This window comes from Brevibacillus sp. TJ4 (assembly GCF_044627595.2).
GTDB lineage: Bacteria > Bacillota > Bacilli > Brevibacillales > Brevibacillaceae > Brevibacillus.
The window spans coordinates 2,271,022-2,288,875 of the sequence record NZ_CP185865.1; the positions used below are offsets into that span (position 1 = coordinate 2,271,022).

General features: G+C 55.3%; 16 protein-coding genes. 1 reads left to right on the forward strand and 15 read right to left on the reverse strand.

The genetic code is table 11. The features are described from left to right. Positions 1-6 precede the first annotated feature (6 nt). From ACAF76_RS11065 to ACAF76_RS11095, 7 genes are all read right to left on the reverse strand, one after another. On the reverse strand, positions 7-1,188 hold the full coding sequence (locus tag ACAF76_RS11065) for an NAD(P)/FAD-dependent oxidoreductase (RefSeq protein ID WP_400163610.1): 1,182 nt from the start codon (positions 1,186-1,188) through the stop codon (positions 7-9). Positions 1,189-1,227: 39 nt separating this feature from the next. Next, on the reverse strand, positions 1,228-1,527 hold the full coding sequence (locus tag ACAF76_RS11070) for a (2Fe-2S)-binding protein (protein WP_400163611.1): 300 nt from the start codon (positions 1,525-1,527) through the stop codon (positions 1,228-1,230). A gap of 123 nt (positions 1,528-1,650) precedes the next feature. After that, positions 1,651-4,935 carry an SNF2 helicase associated domain-containing protein gene (locus ACAF76_RS11075; RefSeq protein ID WP_400163612.1) on the reverse strand — a complete coding sequence of 1,095 codons (3,285 nt, stop codon included), beginning with the start codon at positions 4,933-4,935 and terminating at the stop codon, positions 1,651-1,653. A gap of 150 nt (positions 4,936-5,085) precedes the next feature. After that, complete coding sequence (locus ACAF76_RS11080) at positions 5,086-6,096, reverse strand: ABC transporter ATP-binding protein (RefSeq protein ID WP_400163613.1); 1,011 nt, start codon at positions 6,094-6,096, stop codon at positions 5,086-5,088. Positions 6,097-6,111: 15 nt separating this feature from the next. Further along, complete coding sequence (opp3C, locus tag ACAF76_RS11085; RefSeq protein WP_400163614.1) at positions 6,112-7,173, reverse strand: oligopeptide ABC transporter permease; 1,062 nt, start codon at positions 7,171-7,173, stop codon at positions 6,112-6,114. Next, complete coding sequence (locus ACAF76_RS11090) at positions 7,170-8,102, reverse strand: ABC transporter permease (RefSeq protein ID WP_400163615.1); 933 nt, start codon at positions 8,100-8,102, stop codon at positions 7,170-7,172. Before ACAF76_RS11090 ends, opp3C begins: the two co-directional genes overlap by 4 nt. A 92-nt stretch (positions 8,103-8,194) precedes the next feature. Continuing rightward, positions 8,195-9,853: a peptide ABC transporter substrate-binding protein gene (locus tag ACAF76_RS11095; RefSeq protein WP_400163616.1), complete on the reverse strand. Its 1,659-nt coding sequence runs from the start codon at positions 9,851-9,853 to the stop codon at positions 8,195-8,197. Positions 9,854-9,982: 129 nt separating this feature from the next. Between ACAF76_RS11095 and ACAF76_RS11100 the strand changes: the two genes are divergently transcribed. Next, positions 9,983-10,354, forward strand: coding sequence for a DUF3899 domain-containing protein (locus ACAF76_RS11100; RefSeq protein WP_400163617.1), 372 nt, complete (start codon positions 9,983-9,985; stop codon positions 10,352-10,354). 55 nt (positions 10,355-10,409) lie between these two features. Here ACAF76_RS11100 and ACAF76_RS11105 read toward each other — a convergent pair whose 3' ends face one another. The 8 genes from ACAF76_RS11105 to ACAF76_RS11140 all read right to left on the reverse strand — a co-directional run bounded on the left by ACAF76_RS11105 (position 10,410) and on the right by ACAF76_RS11140 (position 17,688). Then, positions 10,410-11,174 carry a LamB/YcsF family protein gene (locus tag ACAF76_RS11105; RefSeq protein ID WP_400163618.1) on the reverse strand — a complete coding sequence of 255 codons (765 nt, stop codon included), beginning with the start codon at positions 11,172-11,174 and terminating at the stop codon, positions 10,410-10,412. A gap of 10 nt (positions 11,175-11,184) precedes the next feature. Next, the gene (locus tag ACAF76_RS11110; RefSeq protein ID WP_400163619.1) at positions 11,185-11,430 is read right to left on the reverse strand and encodes an acetyl-CoA carboxylase; all 246 of its coding nucleotides are present in this window, start codon (positions 11,428-11,430) and stop codon (positions 11,185-11,187) included. Positions 11,431-11,450: 20 nt separating this feature from the next. Beyond that, on the reverse strand, positions 11,451-12,425 hold the full coding sequence (locus ACAF76_RS11115; RefSeq protein WP_400163620.1) for a biotin-dependent carboxyltransferase family protein: 975 nt from the start codon (positions 12,423-12,425) through the stop codon (positions 11,451-11,453). Beyond that, positions 12,418-13,314, reverse strand: coding sequence for an allophanate hydrolase subunit 1 (locus ACAF76_RS11120; RefSeq protein ID WP_400163621.1), 897 nt, complete (start codon positions 13,312-13,314; stop codon positions 12,418-12,420). Before ACAF76_RS11120 ends, ACAF76_RS11115 begins: the two co-directional genes overlap by 8 nt. 158 nt (positions 13,315-13,472) lie before the next feature. Then, positions 13,473-14,330, reverse strand: a complete 858-nt coding sequence (locus ACAF76_RS11125; protein WP_400163622.1) for an FAD binding domain-containing protein — start codon at positions 14,328-14,330, stop codon at positions 13,473-13,475. Then, entirely contained in the window at positions 14,327-16,675 is a 2,349-nt protein-coding gene (locus ACAF76_RS11130; RefSeq protein WP_400163623.1) for a xanthine dehydrogenase family protein molybdopterin-binding subunit, read from the reverse strand. Before ACAF76_RS11130 ends, ACAF76_RS11125 begins: the two co-directional genes overlap by 4 nt. Positions 16,676-16,677: 2 nt before the next feature. Further along, a complete protein-coding gene (locus ACAF76_RS11135) occupies positions 16,678-17,208 on the reverse strand; it encodes a (2Fe-2S)-binding protein (RefSeq protein WP_400163624.1) in 531 nt (176 codons plus the stop codon). A gap of 27 nt (positions 17,209-17,235) precedes the next feature. After that, on the reverse strand, positions 17,236-17,688 hold the full coding sequence (locus ACAF76_RS11140; protein WP_400163625.1) for a CoxG family protein: 453 nt from the start codon (positions 17,686-17,688) through the stop codon (positions 17,236-17,238). Positions 17,689-17,854: the final 166 nt, after the last annotated feature.

Consider the following 17,854-nt stretch of genomic DNA (forward strand, 5'->3'; position numbering starts at 1 on the left):
TTTTTTCTACTCTGCTGCTACGTCATGCGCAAACCGGGACAGTGCCAGGTGTTTCAGAACATGCGCATACCGCCTCCTTCCCTCGAGCAAATCAGCCACCAACAGCCCGCTAATCGGCGCAAGCGCAATTCCGTCGCCCTCATGTCCGGCAGCGACGATCAACCCTTTTACCTCCGGCATCTCGTCGACAATCGGCAGCCCGTCTCCGGTGTAGGGCCGAAAGCCGATCATCGTGCGAATAATCCGCAATCCTGCCAAAGCTGGCACGATGCGCACGGCATGGCGGGCGATCGCGGATGCGAGAGCGGGATCGTAGGCGGCGTCGAAGCCTTTGAACTCCCGGCTGCCCCCGATCAAAAGATTTCCCGACTCCGTCTGCCCGAGCGAAAGGCCGATTCCATGCAAGTTGGGCTCCTGTCCCCCGTTCGTTGCAGGCGTTTGGTGTTTGGCCAAAATGTACCGGGCGCAAAGCATGCTGCCGCGGATCAGTGGTGCTGTTTTCTCGCTAATCAAAATCATCCCGCGACGTGGCTTTACCGGAATACGCAGCCCTGCCATCGCTGCGACCGCCGCTGCGAATGGGCCTGCTGCATTGACGACCACCTCCGTGGAGATCGTTCCTCGCGTGGTCACGACCTCTCTGACCTGCCCGTGGCTGCATCCAATTCCCGTTACCTCCGTATGTGTCATCAACCTGGCGCCGGAGCGTACGGCTGCTGTAGCGAAGGCATGTGACAAGTGCAGCGGATTCACCTCCGCATCCAGGTCGCACCTGGTCGCCCCGACGATATGACGGGACAGTGCAGGCTGATGCCGGAACGCCTCTTCTTTCTCCAGCAACTGCACCGGCACACCCGCCTCCTGCTGCTGCTGGACGAAGCTCTCTAGCCGTTCCCGCTGCTCCTCTGTTTCAATCACGATCATCCCGCCGCTGCGGCGAAAGGAAATGGACATTCCCAATTCCTCTTCCAGATGCTCGAACACCTCTCTGCTCGCCTTGGCCAGCTCCAAGTGAATACCGGGCTTTTTCGACTGCAAGAACACGCCTTTGTCGCAGGAGCCGGACGTTTGCTCGCCGATCCCTCCTTTGTCAACCAACATAACCGTTCTGCCCTGCACTGCCAGGCGGTAGGCGATTGACGTGCCGATCACGCCCCCGCCGATCACTACTGCATCTGCTGTCAGCATGTCGTCTGCTCCCTTCCTTTTCCCTCTTGCGTGCAGTATTCAGTCCTCCGCTCTTGCCGTTTCGGGTCCGTGTGGCAGAGCAGCCAGATCGCAGAGCAGCGTCGGACGAATGGGCGAGCGGCAGGACATGCGGACAGGCGCAGCAGGAAAAAGACTCGCAAGCATCCCCTCGATCAGCGGACGACATGTCCTTCCTTGACATATCCCCATTCCGGCACGGGTGCGAAGTTTGATTTCTTTTGCCGTACACGCTCCCTGCTGCACACAATCGAGAATCGAATCGAGCGTCACCTCTTCGCAGCGGCAAATCATCAGCTCGGCCATATCCGAATGTTTCACCTCCATCTCCTCCTAAGTTTATCGAATTTTCAAACTTTTATAACCGTACAAACATGTTGCAGCCCCACAACAATAGGCTCCGCCATTTGTTCTGACGGAGCCTAGTGATCGGGTGAAGCCGTATCAGTTTGTTTCAATCCGCAAAATTTCCCGAATCTCATCTTCTGTCAATGCCGACAACGCTTCCTGGCCCGGCTGAATCACTTCTTCAATCAGATGCTTCTTTTTCTGCTGAAGCTCGTACATCTTTTCCTCAACCGTGCCCTGGGTGACGAGCCGGATGATCTGGACGACATTTCGCTGCCCGATCCGGTGGGCACGGTCGGTCGCCTGTTCCTCTACGGCCGGATTCCACCATAGATCGTACAAAATCACGGTGTCTGCCCCTGTCAGGTTCAGCCCCGTTCCGCCCGCTTTCAGCGAGATCAGGAAGAAATCCCGCTCGCCTTCGTTGAAGCGTTGACAAAGCTGGATTCGTTCGGCGCCTGGCGTTTTTCCGTCCAGGTAAAAATAGTCGACGCCCTGCTCCGTCAGCTTCCTGCCGATCAGTCCGAGCATTTCGGTAAATTGCGAAAAGAGCAAAACCCTTCTACCCGCAGCGCGACATTCCTCCACGATCTCCAGCAACTGCTCCAGCTTGGCCGAGCCGCCCGTGTAGTCCTCGACGAACAATCCGGGGTGCAGGCACAACTGGCGCAGGCGAGTAAGTCCGGCAAGAATCTTGATGCGGTTGCGTTGAAAGTCGTTGGCAGTAAGATGCTTCAGCGTCTCCTGCTGCAGCTTGGCCAAATACGCCATGTACAGCTTTTTCTGCTCGGGCAGCAGATCGCATGGCTGCAGCGATTCGATCTTGTCCGGCAGCTCCCGCAGCACATCCTTCTTCACGCGGCGCAACAAAAACGGCTTCACCCGCCTGGCTACCGCTTCACGCGGCATATCATGGAACGCCTTTCTGCCGGGGAACAAGTCAGGGAAGACGGCATCGAAAATCGACCACAGTTCCTCAAGGCGGTTTTCCACAGGCGTACCCGTCAACGCAAACCGGTACTGTGCATCCAGTTTCTTGACCGCTTGGGCTGTCTGCGTGGCGTGGTTTTTGATAAACTGCGCTTCATCCAGAATGAGCGTGTGAAACGCATGTTCGCTGACGAGCAATAGGTCACGCCGCAGCAGCGGATACGAGGTGATGACCACATCGGCTTGCGCCAGTTCGGCGTAGACGCGCTTTCGCTCCGCCTTGCTGCCGTCGACCGTCATCACCCGGATCTCTGGCGCGAATTTCCGCAGCTCGTGAAGCCAGTTGTAGACGAGCGAGGTCGGCGCTACCACCAGCGCAGGCTTTTTTTGTTCGCGAATGTGCGGCAGCATGGAGACGAGAAAAGCGATCGCTTGCACCGTTTTGCCCAAGCCCATGTCATCGGCAAGAATCCCGCCAAAACCGTAATGCGCCAAAGTCCTCAGCCACTGGTAGCCGTATTTCTGGTAATCGCGCAGAACAGTGTCCAATCTCTCCGGAACCGGAAACTCCAGGTTGTCCGGGTTTCGCATGTCATCGAGCATGCGTCTGAATGATTTTCCCCATTGGACTGACTGACCGACAGGCTGCATGTCCAAAAGGCGCAATCCTTGCACCAGCGGCACGTGAATCTCGCCGCCCGCCAACTGCTTGTGGCGAATCCCCAGCTCGCTCATCAGCCGCTCGACAGACTGGAACTCTTCGCCTTCCAACGGTACGAAGGAACCGTTGGGCAAACGGTAGTACGGTCGCTTTTCCTCTACCGACTGCAGCAGCTTGCGAATGTCCTCCTCCGGTATGCCATCCACACTAAAGCGAATCTCCAGCCAGTTGGTTCGCTCCTTTCGCTCCACATGAACCCGGGGAATGACGTGGCCGGCGTGCATGCGCACCTTGACGGCTGAAGTGGCATATATCTTCGCCAGCTTCTCCAGTTGCGGCATCACGTGATACAGAAACTGGTATTCCGCCTCTTCGTCTTCGAGGAAAAAGCCGCCTTCTGTCCGTATAAACTGACTTTGTTCAAGCAAATCGACGATGTGGCGTTCCTTCTCGCTGTCGCGAATCAGGATGTGAGGGGACGGCGGACCGTTTTTCTCCTGGAACGGATCGATGACGACCTGCCCGTACTGAAATTCCAGTCCGGCCACGAGCCGATCCTTGACTCGGTCCAGGTACAGCTTTGCCTGCAGCGCGGCTTGCACGATGCGCTTGGAGATCGTCTCCGCAATGTCCACCTTCCCCATCTTGACCAGTCCGGGGACAACATCCTGCATGAACGAATCGATCTTCTCGGGTGGGATCGGGATGTGCTGGTCTCCAGAAGCATCCACGATTCGCTTGAGCTTAGACAACCGTCTGCACGACTCCGGCGGCTGCCGGTACAGTTTGCCTGCGTACAGGACGATGCCGTATGCCTCTGTCACGGCAAGCTGGTCGACTCCGTCCAGATTCAGACGATAACCCGCTGTCTGATCGTTTCGTTCCTGCTCCAGGGCAAATTGCAGTGGAAGCGGTTCGTCCGACAGATGAACCCCCTCGTATGTGACCTCTCCCTGAACCAGTTTGACCAAAGGCGCTTTCTGAAGAAGCGGCAACAGCTCGTCCCACATATACGGCGGGATGAGCAGCAGCCGCTCGCCATTGCGACCGACGGCAGGAGATGTATGCAATCCGAGCGAGTCCCGGTACATTTTTTCATTCTGATACAGTTTTATGAGGACGCTCAGGATCGCTTCGTTTTCCGGTTCAAATACGTGCCGTGCCGGATCGTAGGTGAACAGACTGGAAAACGGATACGTCTCGCCGCGCATCACCCGCTCCAAAAATTCGCGGATATGTTGGACGATGTAGAGCCGTTTGGAGCCGATTTTCATTTCCAGTCCAAACATAAACTGCCGATAGCCATAGGGAGATAGCTTGATTGTAAACTCCACGCTTAGCGTCTCCCGCGTATCGAAACGAGTACGACCAGGCTTCGGCTGCACAACTCGCTCCCGGAACAGTTGCAAGAGATCCTCTGCTGCCTGCCGATTCCGGTCGAACCGCTCTTCCCGAATCTCCCGTCCTGCTGTAGCACTACCGTCAGTTGCGAGCAGCCTGTCGCGCTCACGCTCATGCAAATAAATCAGCACAGCCGCGATATGCTGGCAGTAGCCGCCGTACGAAGAGAGCGTCGGACAGGTACAGACTGCATCCAGCGAGCCATCCCGGTTGATTTCGAGCGTGACGGTAAAAGGATGAGAGCCTGTGACATACGCCTGGTAGACTCCTTCGTGATGATCCATTGTCGTGAAATGCACGCTCCGTTTGCGGCAGTACATTTCTCCCTTTTCATAGGCTCTGCGCCCACACATTCTGCGCAGTTCCTGCTTTGTCAGTGGAAAACCCATTGCCTGTTCCTTTCTATCTGCTGCTTCACTTGTCTCTCAGATTTCACAGATTCGCGATTTCTCCTCTTCTATGATACCAGATAAAAAAAGAAAAGCTCTATCGCGCACCGGTTGATCGAGCAATACGGTGTCACGACAAAGCCTTTTTGTTTAGTTCAATTGAAATTGCTCTCTTGCCTTGTTCGCACGCTCGTCGAGCAACCAGCACGAGGCACTATGATGCTCGTTGAGAGGTGTTTGCTGTGGAGAGTGGTGATGGCATACTTTCATCACGTACGGACAGCGCGGAGCGAACGCACAGCCACTGCCCAGTCTGCTCACGTCGGGCGGCGAACCGGGGATCGCCACCAATGGCTCGTCCCGATTGTCGTCGAGACGCGGCATGGAACGAAGCAGTCCCTTTGTGTACGGATGCTGAGGACGGTTGAAAATATCGTCCGTCGTCCCGATTTCCACGATCTCACCGGTGTACATCACCGCGACGCGCTGCGCCATATTGGCGACAACACCCAGATCGTGGGTAATCAGGATCACGCCCATTTGCGTTTTCTCCTGGACGCTTTTGATCAGCTCGAGGATTTGCGCCTGAATCGTCACATCCAGAGCTGTCGTTGGTTCGTCTGCGATCAAAATATTGGGTCGACAGGCCAAGGCGATCGCGATGACGACGCGCTGCCGCATTCCGCCGGAGAACTGGTGCGGATATGCATCGATCCGCTCCTCCGCATTGGGGATTCCGACCATTTGCAGCATTTCGATTGCTCGCTGGCGCGCTTCCGCCTTCGTCAACGACTGGTGCTGCACCAATCCTTCCATGATCTGCTTGCCGATCTTCATCGTCGGATTGAGAGAAGTCATCGGGTCCTGAAAGACCATCGAGATTTCCTTTCCGCGCAGCGATTCTATCTCCCGAGGGGAAAACGACAGGATGTCTTTGTTCTGGTAGAGGATGCGACCCTGGCTGATCTCTGTCGTTTTCTCCGGAAGCAGCCGCATCAAACTTTTTGCCGTCACCGACTTGCCGGAACCCGACTCTCCTACGATCGCCAGCGTTTCCCCCCTCTGAAGCGAAAAGGAGACACCCCGGACGGCTTGGATCAAGCGGTCCCCACGGCGAAACGAGACGCGCAAATCTTCAACTGACAACATGGTTTCGCTCATCTGGCTCATCCTTTCCTATTTTTTCATGCGCGGATCGAGTGCATCCCGAAGCCCGTCAGCCAGAAGGTTGAAGCTGATCATCAGGACGCTGATGACAATGCCCGGGAACAGCAGCTTGTAGGCGAAAAAGCGCATGCCGACGTAGCCATCCTGAATCAGCACGCCGAGCGAAGCAAGCGGCGGCTGCAGACCCAAACCGATAAAGCTGAGGAACGCTTCGAAGAAAATCGCGCTCGGAATGGTAAACATCATCGTTACCAGGATCGGTCCGATTGCATTGGGCAGCAAGTGCTTGACGATCAGGCGGGAATTGGACGCCCCCAGTGCACGGGAAGCCAGTACAAATTCCTGCGACTTGATCTGCAGAAGTTGACCACGCACTACCCGGGCCATGCTCACCCATCCGGTAATGATCATCGCCAGTACGATCGATGAAATCCCCGGGTCGAGGATCAAGATAAACAAAATGATTACGATCAGGTTCGGAATACCGACCAATACTTCGATCACACGCTGCATCGCGTTATCGAGCTTGCCCCCGTAAAATGCGGATATGCCGCCATAGGCAACCCCGATAATCAGGTCAAGCAGCGCGGCAAGGATCGCAATGAAAAGCGAGATCTGCGTCCCTTTCCAGACCCTTGTCCAAAGGTCGCGGCCAAATTCATCGGTACCAAACCAGAAATTCTCGGTAATCCCGCGTCTCTCGTACTGGTCGACGCCATTTACGTCTTTTCCGTTCAATCCCAGCCATTCCAGTCCCGGGACTTTCGGTGGCAGGTTGGAGTGGGCCAGGTTTTGAGCGTCATACGTGCGGCCCGACATCATCGGCCCTACCAGCGACATCACGCCAATCAGCAGAATCAGGAAAAACGAGACGACCGCCCCTTTATTTTTGAGCAAGCGCTGCAAAGCATCCTTCCAAATGGATTGCATCGGTCCGCTGATCTGCTCCTGCAGGCTCGGATCAACAGGCTCTGGCACAAACAAATCGTCGCTGATGGAATCTTTCGGATTGGTGCGCGAGGACGGTGGAAGAGTCGCGTGTGCCTTGTTTTTTTCCAGTTCCATGCTCATCCTTTTTGCTTCCCTCCTCGCAGGTTGATTCGCGGATCAAGAAGTCCGTACAACAGATCGACCACGAACACCATAAAAATAAACAGACAACTGTAAAACAGTGTGATCCCCATGATTACCGCGTAATCGTTTACGATGATAGAGAGCGAGAATTGCTCACCCAGGCCAGGAACCGAGAAGATTTTCTCGATTACCAGTGTTCCGGTCATGATGTTCACCGCAAGAGGACCCAGCATGGTCACGACTGGGATCAAGGCATTGCGCAGAACGTGCCGGATGATTACCTTGGATCTGTTCAACCCTTTTGCGCTGGCCGTCAAGACGTAGTCCTGGTTGATGACATCGAGCATCTCCGTGCGAATAAAGCGTGCTACCGTTGCGATCACCGTAACCGAAAGTGCCAGTGTAGGCAGGATCGTGTACTCGTACCCTTTCCACAGCGCGGGTGGAAGAATACCCCATTTTAAACCGACGTAGTATTGGAGAAGTGCAGCGAACACAAAGGAAGGAATCGACATTCCCAGCACAGCGAGGGTTACTGCTGTGTAATCGAGCATGCTGTTATGTTTCAGCGCCGACGCGACACCCAGGATAAGGCCTATCAGAGTACCTAGTATCATAGCCTGAAAACCGATCAGTGCAGAGGGACCGATTCGTTCGGAAATGACTTCTGTTACGCTTCGTCCGACGTATTTGTACGACTCTCCCAAATCTCCTTGCACCAGGTTGGTCATATACCGCACATATTGAATTGCCACCGGCTTGTCCAGACCGTATTTTTCATTCATGTTCGCCAATTGCTGGTCGGTTAACCGGTCGTTGTTAAAAGGCGTTCCCGGAAGCATTTTCATTAAAAAAAACGTCGCGGTCGCGATAACAAACAGTGTAACCAGCATATACCCCAACCGTCTGAGCAAATATGCTCCCACTTCGTCCACCTCTTCTCATTCCAGGTTGTTGATCTGTATCCCCAACAGGTGTAAAGAGGATGCGTGATGCACCCTCTTTACGTGTCCTTACCTTATTTCACTATATCCACCCAGAGGAAGTTGTTCGTAGGTGCTGTTGGCAGGTATACGTAATCTTTTACGGTTTCGCGCTGCAATACAGCAAGCCCTTCTTGGTACATCGGAGCGATGGCGACATCTTCCTCGACCAGGATTTTTTCGAGTTCAAGCATCGTCTGCAGCCTTCTGTTCATATCCGTATCCGTTTTTGCTTGTTGCACCAGTTCGTCGTATTTTGGATTGGAATACTTCATCCGGTTCGCAGAGCCACCTGTTACCCACATGTCGATATACGTCATCGGGTCAGCATAGTCAGGACCCCATGTTCCCAGGGAAAGATCGTAATCGACTGCTTTTTCTCTTTCCAGGCGCTGGTTGGATGGTACGCTCTTGATCTCAAGCGTCAGGCCAGGCAGGTTTGTTTCCAGTTGGTTTTTCAGGTATTCACTGATCTTCTTGGAGCGATCTGTATCCGCCGCGTTCACGCCAAGTGTTACCTGGGTTACGCCAGCTTCTTTCAGACCTTGTTCCCACAGTGCTTTTGCTTCGTCCAGGCTTCCTTGCTGCAAGTCGCCGTTAATGTCACGGAAGTCTTTGCCGGAAGCGTCATAGGAGAACTTCTTCGGAACGAGACCGTTCAGCGGCTGCGAGCCATCGTTGAGGATGACATCCGCCAAACCTTGTTTGTCCCAAGCCATCGCAATCGCCTTGCGGACGTTTTTGTTGCTCAGCACCGGATGCTCGTGGTTGAAGCGAAGGAAGTAAATGGTTGGTGTTTCAACAATCTGGAATTGCGGGTCGTTTCTGTACTGATCGACAAAGGACGAGTTCAGTTCGATGCGATCCAACTGTCCGGATTCAAACAGAGTCAGCTGTGTGGATACGTCTTTCACGACATACGCTTCGATCTGATCCAGCTTGACGATGGATGCATCCCAGTAGTTCGGGTTTTTCTCGTAGGTCCAGCCTTGATCGTGCTTCCAGTCGGTCAGCATGAACGGGCCGTTGTAGAGCGTGGTATTGTACTCCAGTCCGTATTTGTCTCCCTGCGCTTCGACGAATTCCTGCTTTTGCGGGTAGAACGTCGGGAAGGAGAGCAATTGTTTCAACAGGGGGTTAGGATATTCCAGTGTAACTTCCAGCGTGCGATCATCGGTTGCCTTGACGGCCAGATCGTCCGGCTGCATTTCGCCATTCATAATAGCAGTTGCGTTTTTGATCGCGGCCGACTCAAACATCGACGCGTAGTGTCCCGCTTCACTGAACACTCGTTTCCACGCGAATTCAAAGTCATGGGCAGTGACAGGAGAGCCATCGCTCCACTTGCCGTTTTCGCGGATGGTGAATGTGTGCACCAAGCCGTCTTCACTTACATCGTGCTTTTCAGCCATGGCCAGATAAGGCTGGCTGGTTTTGTCTCGACGGTAGAGACCTTCCATTGTATTATTGAGTACAGTGAAAGATACCGTCTCATGCACGTGTGCGGAGTCCAGGCTCGGAATCTCGTCCGAAGCGAACACTCTCAACACTTTTTTGTCACTTGCCTGCTCGGTTCCGCTGTCGCCGCTTGGACTTTGTGGCTGACTGGTGGATTCACCCGAGTTAAAACCACAGCCGCCCAGTGTCAAAGCAGCCAACAGGGTAAATACCAACAATCCTTTTCTTTTTTTCATACGAGTCCCCCTCATGCATGTCATTTTTTGTAGAATTATTTACGATATAGTATATAAATTACAATTTTCAGACGGTTTGGTCAAGCTAATATATGAATAAAGTTAATTTGAAATGAAAGGAAACCTCCCATGACCAGTGAAAAGTGGATATTGCTCCTCCTTTTTCCTATATGTGGCGCATTGCTCTACACCGTCGCAACGGCTGACCTGTCGTCGACTTTGCATTGGATTGACGGACTTACGTACAGCTCTCTTCTGTTGTTTATGTGCGGCGGTGTACTTTTGGTCTACAACGGTCGTTTTTTTCGCGCGTTCTGGGATAGCTGCAAGCGCTTTTATGCAACATTTTTCAAAAAAGAGATGTATGTGCGGGAACAGGAAGGCAGGCACAACAGTGTCCAGTACCGCAAAGAGGCGTTGCCTCACCGACCCGTCCTGCTGGTCGCTGCCTGCTCTTTTCTCATCAGTCTGCTGCTGTCGCTGTTGTACGTCCAATCGTGAGAAAGCCGGCTGCCTGCTGGAGCCGACTTTCTGTTGTGATGATTCGGACATTCCGCTACCTCCAGTTGTCCTTGACCGACCCGATGGCAATTCCCGCCTCGCGAAACGCGGCGTGGATCGCCCTCGTCAGCTCGACAGCTCCGGGCGTGTCACCGTGAATGCAGATCGTATCGACACGCACAGTTGCATCATCGCCGTCCGGCGTGCGAACCTTCCCTTCGCGGACCATGCGAACCACACGCTCTGCCATCGCTTGGTAGTCGTGGATTGCGGAGCCGGAACGCGTCATTACGATCGACCCGTCTGCTGTGTGTTCCCGGTCTGCGAATACTTCGCAGGCGACGGGCATTCCCATCTGCTTGCCCACCTCCACGACCGCCGAGTTGTTCAAGGCGTAGACGATCAGATCGTCGGAGATTTCAGCCAGACCTTCCAGCATCGCCCTGGCGATCTTTTCGTCTTCCATCGCCATCATGTACAGCGCGCCATGCGGTTTGCAATGTGCCAGATCGAGCTTGTAGGCACGGGCAAACTCACGCAAGGCTCCGGTCTGGTATATGACGTAATCGCGGATTTCTTCCGGTGTGCACGTCATGTACCTGCGACCAAACCCCATCATGTCCGGAAAGCCGGGATGCGATCCGACCGACACACCATGCGCCTTGGCCAGCTCGACCGAACGCCGCATCACATGCGGATCGCCGGCGTGGAAGCCGCATGCGATGTTGGCAGAGGAGATCAGCGCCATCATCTCTTCGTCGTTGCCCATCTGATAGAGACCAAAGCTCTCTCCCATGTCGCAGTTCAAATCTACTTTCATCTGCCGTCCCTCACTTTTTCAGCCTGACCAGCTCTTGCCCTGCGTCGACCAGTTCCTCGTTGGCTACCGCGATTTCTTCGATGACACCCGCTTCTTCCGCCTTGATCTCGTAAAAGTTTTTCATCACTTCAATCAACCCGATCACATCCCCGGCATTGACCGTGTCGCCGATCTGTACAAACTCCGGCTGCTCCGGGCTTGGCTTTCGGTAAAAGACACCAGGGAGCGGGGATAAAATCGATGTTTTCTCTGCCATAGTCAGGTCCCTCCTGCACGTTAGGATTTGATTGCTTCCTTGATCTTGCTCCACTTCTCCCTCACTTCTTTGCGCGCAGCGAGCGCTTCCTGCAGGGAAACGGAGACGAAGCGCACCTTGTCATTCGTCTTCGCCTGCGCCATCCGGTCCAGGTCCGCGCTGATCACCGTCGCGATCGTAGCGTAGCCGCCGCCCGTCACCGCATCATGCAGCAGCACGATCGGCTCCACGCCGTCCGGTACCTGGATGGAACCGATCGGATACCCCAGATCAGTCACGTTGGAAGGGTTGCTTCCAGCTCCAAAAGGCTGCTCTCGCTCTACAAAAGTAAGTCGTTCCCCGCGATGGCGATACCCGGTACGGTTTGCTTCCGGTGTGACGGTCCATTCGGTCGAAAGGAAGGTCGCCTTGCTCTCCTCCGTCAAACGGTAGCTGCAAAGACCCATCACGACGCGAATTTCATGCGCTTTGCCGTATGCGGGAATATAGGCCGGGTCGATGCTGGTCCCGGTCGGAACTGTCTTTTCCAACATATCCGCCGTGTGCAGCACATCTCCTTCGGCCAATGCCCGTCCTTCGAATCCGCCGATCCCGATCAGCGTGTACGTAGAACGGGAGCCCATTACCAACGGCACAGCGATCCCGCCTTCAACGGCCAGGTACACTCTCGCTCCGCCCTTGACGAAATCAAAAGAGAGCTGATCCCCCTCCTGCACTTGCAAGGTGGTCCACATCGGCACTGGCTGACCGTTGATCCGGGGAGGAATATCGCCGCCCGTCAGGCTGATTTTCATGTTCTTCCCGAATTCCAGAACCGGTCCCAGGTAGGTGATTTCCAGCACAGCTGCGTTCGCTTGGTTGCCTACCAGCAGGTTGGCGCAGCGGAAGGCGAATTTGTCCATCGCGCCGGAGGGAGGCATGCCGATTTCGTAATACCCGATTCGCCCTTCATCCTGGACGGTCGTCTGCAAGCCTGGTTTTTGCACCTTAATCATGGTACAACCTCCTTAGCGCCTGCCGGGCGAAGCCTTCCAAATCCGCGAGCACCTCGCCCGGAGTGAATTGGATCTCTTTTTTGTGATAAACGAAGCTGCCGTCTTCTACCTGCTGGCGGATCGCCTGGTACTCGTCCGTACTTATGCTGCGATAGCGAAAAATGTCTCCCTGACGTGGAAAGACGATGGAATCCTGGAAGTCGTACAAGGTCTGCTCCTTCTGGTAGATGGGAGCAGGAGCGATCCCGTACAACTGGTAGCCTCCCGCGCCCTGAACCGGATAGATCACGGCAAATGCGCCGCCAAAGCCAAAGGCGCGTTCCGGCGTAAACGTACGGGGTCGCACGTACTTGGGCACCTCAATCTGCTTTTCGCGCGGCACCATCTGGAAGCACCAGGGCAAGCCCGGCACAAAACCGATCATGGAGACGAGAAAGGGCGCATCGGTAAGGGCCTGGATGAAGGCTTCCTTGCTGGAGTAGCCGTTTATTTTTGCGGAATATTCCAAATCCGTCAAATCCGGGTCCTGGTGGCGGTCGCGAAAGCGCATCAACGCCTCATGTGTCCACGGGTCTTCAAAGTACACGGGAACATCGACCAGCCGCGACGTAATCACAATATCATCCAGACGCTCAACCTCGCTCTCGATTTGCCGAAGCTCCTCTACCAGTTGCTGCGGCTCGATGATATCCGGGTCAAAGCGTACCATGTAGGATGCGTTTGACGGACAAATATCGTAGATGCCCTCCCAGTTCTTTTCTTTCAGCTTGCGCGTGATCGCCATTCCCTTGAAGTTTGCTTCCAGGCTCATTTCTTCCGACAACTGCACAAAAATGAATTCGTCTCCGCCGTATTCGTAGCGGGATTGGAGTTGACTTACCTCTTTCAACGCCTTCACCTCCATCATCTTTCCTCACAAATTGCTTTACCGATCAACTGCATGCAGTGCCGCTGTGCGAATCCGCCAGGCGAGGCTCTTCGCAACCATTGGGGGAGCTTGCGGGAAAACCTGCCCTCTTCCCAAAGAGCAGGTCCTCCCTTCTCGTCCTAGAGCAATACCTGCTGCAAGGCCTTCTGTGTATACACCTCGCTGAGATGTCGTCTGTACTCGGCAGAGGCGAACATGTCGCTGCCCATCTCTGCGTCCTCTGCTGCCAACAGTGCAGCTTCGGCGATCAGGTCTGCTGTCGGAATCTGTCCGAGCAGCTTCTCCTCTACGCTACGCGCGCGATACGCCATGTCTCCCACACCGTTGATCCCGACCCGGACATAGGAGATGCGTCCGTGCGCATCGGCAGCGGCTAATGCGCACACACCGGCGACTGCGTAGCCGGAGGCAGGATGCGCGTATTTCAGATAGGTGCTTTTTGTCCCGGGCGGCGGGAGCAAAAACGAGACGGCAGTGAGCAAGCTGGTCTCCGCCAGCGCAGTGATCAGAGGACCGAGGAAAAAGCTCTCGGCCTCGACTGCCTCTGCACCATCCTCTCCCTGGATTTCCAGCATCGCATCCAGTGCCAGGGCCACCCCTGGCAGGTCTGCAGCCGGGTCGGCGTGAGCGAGATTGCCGCCGATCGTACCGCGATTGCGCACCTGGATGTCGCCGATTTGCCGAACCGCCTGGGCCAAAACGGGCAGATGCTCGGCAACGAGCGGATCGCTGACGATTTGCCGATAGGTGGTCAAAGCACCAATGACGAGCCGGTTGCCTTCTTTTCGCACCCCGCGCAGCTCTGCCACCTGGCCGATGTCGACCAGCGTCCCTGGCGTGGTCAAACGAAACTTGAGCAACGGAATCAGGCTATGTCCGCCAGCGATGACCTTTCCCTCGCCGTTGCTTTCCTTGAGCAGACGGATTGCTTCCTGGACCGAACTGGCTTGCACATACGAAAATGCGCTAGGAATCATGGCATATCCCTCCCGGCAAGAATCGCGCGCCACACTTTTTCCGGCGTGAGCGGCATGTTCAGATGCTTGACGCCAAATGGCTTCAGCGCATCCATCACGGCGTTGACGACTGCGGGCGGAGCGGCTGTCGTTCCCGTTTCCCCGACCCCTTTGGCACCGAGCGGATTGACGGGAGAGAGCGTCTCCGTAAACAGCGTCTCGATCTGCGGGAAAAAGCGGGCTTTCGGCATCGTGTAATCCATGAACGTGCCGGAGAGCAGTTGTCCCTGCTCACTGTACACGGCCCCCTCCCAGAGCGCCTGCCCGACTCCTTGGGCGATGCCGCCATGCACCTGCCCTTCTGCCAGCAGCGGATTGATGACGCGTCCCACATCGTCTACGGCAATGTAGCGTTTGATTTCGACCTCGCCCGTTAGCGCCTCGACTTCCACGACGCAAATATGCGTGCCGAACGGGTAGACGAAATTGGAGGGGTCGAAAAACGACTGTCCTTCCAGCGAAGGCTCGACACCTGACGGCAGGTTCCAGGCGAAGTTTGCTGATTTGGCAATATCCTGAATCGTCCTGTAGCGGGTAATATCCCCTTTGATAAAGAAGCGTCCTTTGAGGAAGTCGATGTGATCCACTGTCGTCTCCAGTTCGTGAGCGGCGATTTTGAACGCCTTTTCGATGACCCGGTCTGTGGCGATCGAGACAGCCGCGCCGCCAACCGCCGTCGCGCGCGAGCCGTATGTACCCCAGCCCATCGAGATCGCCTGTGTATCGCCGTGCACCAACTCGACATCTTCAATTGGCACGCCCAGCTTCTCGGCTACGATCTGGCAGAAAGTCGTTGCCGTCCCCTGCCCGTGTGGCGAGGTGCCGGTAAAGACGGTCACTTTTCCGGTGGGATGAACACGCACCGTGCTGTTTTCCCAGACGCCGCCCTGAAAGCCGATCGCTCCTGCTACAGCCGAAGGACCAAACCCGCACAGTTCAACGTAGGAGGAGAACCCGATACCGATGTACCTGCCTTGTTTGCGCAGCTCCTCCTGCTCCCTGCGCAGCGCTTCGTAATCGAGCATTTCCAGCGCTTTGTCCAGCGTCAGCATATAGTCGCCGCTGTCGTAGGTCACTCCCATCGCGTTGCCGTACGGGAACGACTCTTTGGAGACGAAATTGATGCGCCGCACCTCGACTGGGTCCATCCCGATCTCGTCTGCAAACAGATCGATGATCCTCTCGATCTGATATGTCGCCTCGGGTTTGCCCGCTCCGCGATACGCATCCGTCGGGGTGGTGTTGGTGTAGACTCCGTAGGTCGTGACCGCTGCCTTTGGAATGTCGTAGGCGCCTGTGACCATCAGTCCGAAGTCAATCGTCGGGCAGCCTGCGCCAAACGTCGAGAGGTACGCACCGAGATTCGCTGTATTGGTCACGCGAAGCGCGGTGATCCGGCCGTCTTTCGTCCCTGCCAGCTCCACTTCCAGCACTTCGTCGCGCCCGTGGCTCGTAGCTGTGAAGTGCTCCTTGCGCTCCTCAATCCACTTCACCGGCCGCTTGACTTCCCTGGACAGGCAGGCGACGACTGCTTCTTCCGTATACGTGGCGATTTTGGAGCCGAATCCGCCCCCCACATCCGGCGCGATAATCCGCAGCTTTGTCTCCGGGATTCCGAGGACATCCGTGTAGATCAGGCGGTGAATATGCGGATTTTGCGAGGTGCACCAGATGGTCATTTCGCCGCTTCCCGGATTGTACTGGGCGACAACCCCCCTCGTCTCCAGCGGATTCGGGATGACACGCTGGTTGTACAGCCGCTCTTTTACCACGACTTCCGCTTCGGCAAATACTTCGTCGGGGATCTCTCCTGCCTTCCACAGCAGGGCGAGATTGCCGGGGACGTCGTCGAACAGGAGCGGAGCTCCTTCTTGCAACGCCAGCTCCTGCTGCACCACAGCCGGCAGCACGTCGTACTCGACATCGATCAAATCGAGCGCATCACGGGCGATGTAGCGATTTTCCGCCACGACGACTGCTACCGCTTCTCCGGTGTAGCGTACTTTGTCCGTCGCCAGCACGGGGCGCGACTTCGGCTTCAGATCCGCACCAGGCAACAGCCACATCGGAGGCACGTCCTTGATTTTTCCTGCCAAATCACGACCGGTGAAAACAGCCGTGACACCCGGCAAGCGGGACGCCTTGCTCGTGTCGATTCGGCGGATTGCAGCATGCGCGTGAGGACTGCGCAGAAAAGCGGCGTAGAGCATGCCCGGGAGTTTGATGTCGTCTGTAAAACAGGCGTTGCCCGTAATCAGACGAGGGTCTTCCTTACGTTTGACAGCACTTCCGATCAGACTTGCCATGGCTACCGCACCTCCCCGAGCTGCAGCGAATCAGCGAGCGCTACTTTTTCTTCGCCAGGATTGGCCATCAATTGCGCCGCGTGTTTGACTGCCTCGACGATGAACTGATAGCCGGTACAGCGGCAAATGACGCCTTCCAATGCTTCGCGAATTTCTTCGTCGGTAGGATGCGGGTTTTCTTCCAACAAGGCGATCGCCGCCACCATTACTCCTGGCGTACAAAACCCGCACTGCAATCCGTGCTTTTCCCAAAAACTCGTCTGGATCGGGTGCAGATTGCCGATCACGCCGAGACCCTCCACTGTCGTCAGTTCACAGCCGTTGGCCTGCACTGCCAGCATCGTGCACGATTTGACTGCTTCTCCGTCTACCATCACGGTACATGCTCCGCACTGGCTCGTATCGCAGCCGATGTGTGTCCCCGTCAATTGCAACTCTTCGCGCAGAAAATGGACCAATAGCATGCGTGGTTCAATCGTCGCCACTCTGTCTGTGCCGTTTACCTTCACCGACACCTTCACTTCATTCGCCATCGTCACACCTCCTAGAATGTCGAGAGCCTACACCTGAGATGCCAACTTGTTCATTTCCTCCTCCGCCGCTTTGAAAAACTGACCCAAGACGAGCTTGGCGACTCCTCCCATCACCCTCTGTCCGACCGAAGCGAGGACGCCTGTGACCATCACCTCCATTTGGCAGTTCAGGACCGCCCCTTGCTCTGTTTCCTCTATATGCATGTGGGCAGTCGCATCGATTTCGCCAGGAAGTCCCTTTCCCTTGACGAGCAGTTGATAGTAGCCAGGCTCCTGCCGGTTGGCAATCTGCACCTGTCCGCTAAACAGTCCTTTCACAGGTCCTACGCTCAGTCCCATCTCCACATGATACGAATCTTGTTCGATGTGGGAAAAAGACTTGCAGCCGGGTATGGCATGCCGTAAAACCCGTTCATCCTGAATCAGCTTCCATACGGTTTCACGCGGATACGGGAATGGGTGGGAATAAGCAAGCTGCATGCGAATATCGCCCCTTTTTTACATAATGAGAAGAATATTTCAATAATTTGTTATATATCTAATATTCGGAAATATATGGGTCTCTTTTACTATAGCACATGCGGTATTTGTGGACAAGGCATCCCCCCGAAGAACGCAATCTCGTCTAACAAAAACGTATTCGTAC

What these genes read in the sequence shown, in the direction of transcription:
- ACAF76_RS11100 (WP_400163617.1), top strand. Translation starts at nt 9,983, where the DNA reads ATGACCAGTGAAAAGTGGATATTGCTCCTCCTTTTTCCTATATGTGGC.
- ACAF76_RS11110 (WP_400163619.1), bottom strand. Translation starts at nt 11,430, where the DNA reads ATGGCAGAGAAAACATCGATTTTATCCCCGCTCCCTGGTGTCTTTTAC.
- ACAF76_RS11105 (WP_400163618.1), bottom strand. Translation starts at nt 11,174, where the DNA reads ATGAAAGTAGATTTGAACTGCGACATGGGAGAGAGCTTTGGTCTCTAT.
- ACAF76_RS11115 (WP_400163620.1), bottom strand. Translation starts at nt 12,425, where the DNA reads ATGATTAAGGTGCAAAAACCAGGCTTGCAGACGACCGTCCAGGATGAA.
- ACAF76_RS11080 (WP_400163613.1), bottom strand. Translation starts at nt 6,096, where the DNA reads ATGAGCGAAACCATGTTGTCAGTTGAAGATTTGCGCGTCTCGTTTCGC.
- ACAF76_RS11075 (WP_400163612.1), bottom strand. Translation starts at nt 4,935, where the DNA reads ATGGGTTTTCCACTGACAAAGCAGGAACTGCGCAGAATGTGTGGGCGC.
- ACAF76_RS11065 (WP_400163610.1), bottom strand. Translation starts at nt 1,188, where the DNA reads ATGCTGACAGCAGATGCAGTAGTGATCGGCGGGGGCGTGATCGGCACG.
- ACAF76_RS11130 (WP_400163623.1), bottom strand. Translation starts at nt 16,675, where the DNA reads ATGGCAAGTCTGATCGGAAGTGCTGTCAAACGTAAGGAAGACCCTCGT.
- ACAF76_RS11095 (WP_400163616.1), bottom strand. Translation starts at nt 9,853, where the DNA reads ATGAAAAAAAGAAAAGGATTGTTGGTATTTACCCTGTTGGCTGCTTTG.
- opp3C (WP_400163614.1), bottom strand. Translation starts at nt 7,173, where the DNA reads ATGAGCATGGAACTGGAAAAAAACAAGGCACACGCGACTCTTCCACCG.
- ACAF76_RS11125 (WP_400163622.1), bottom strand. Translation starts at nt 14,330, where the DNA reads ATGATTCCTAGCGCATTTTCGTATGTGCAAGCCAGTTCGGTCCAGGAA.
- ACAF76_RS11140 (WP_400163625.1), bottom strand. Translation starts at nt 17,688, where the DNA reads ATGCAGCTTGCTTATTCCCACCCATTCCCGTATCCGCGTGAAACCGTA.
- ACAF76_RS11135 (WP_400163624.1), bottom strand. Translation starts at nt 17,208, where the DNA reads ATGGCGAATGAAGTGAAGGTGTCGGTGAAGGTAAACGGCACAGACAGA.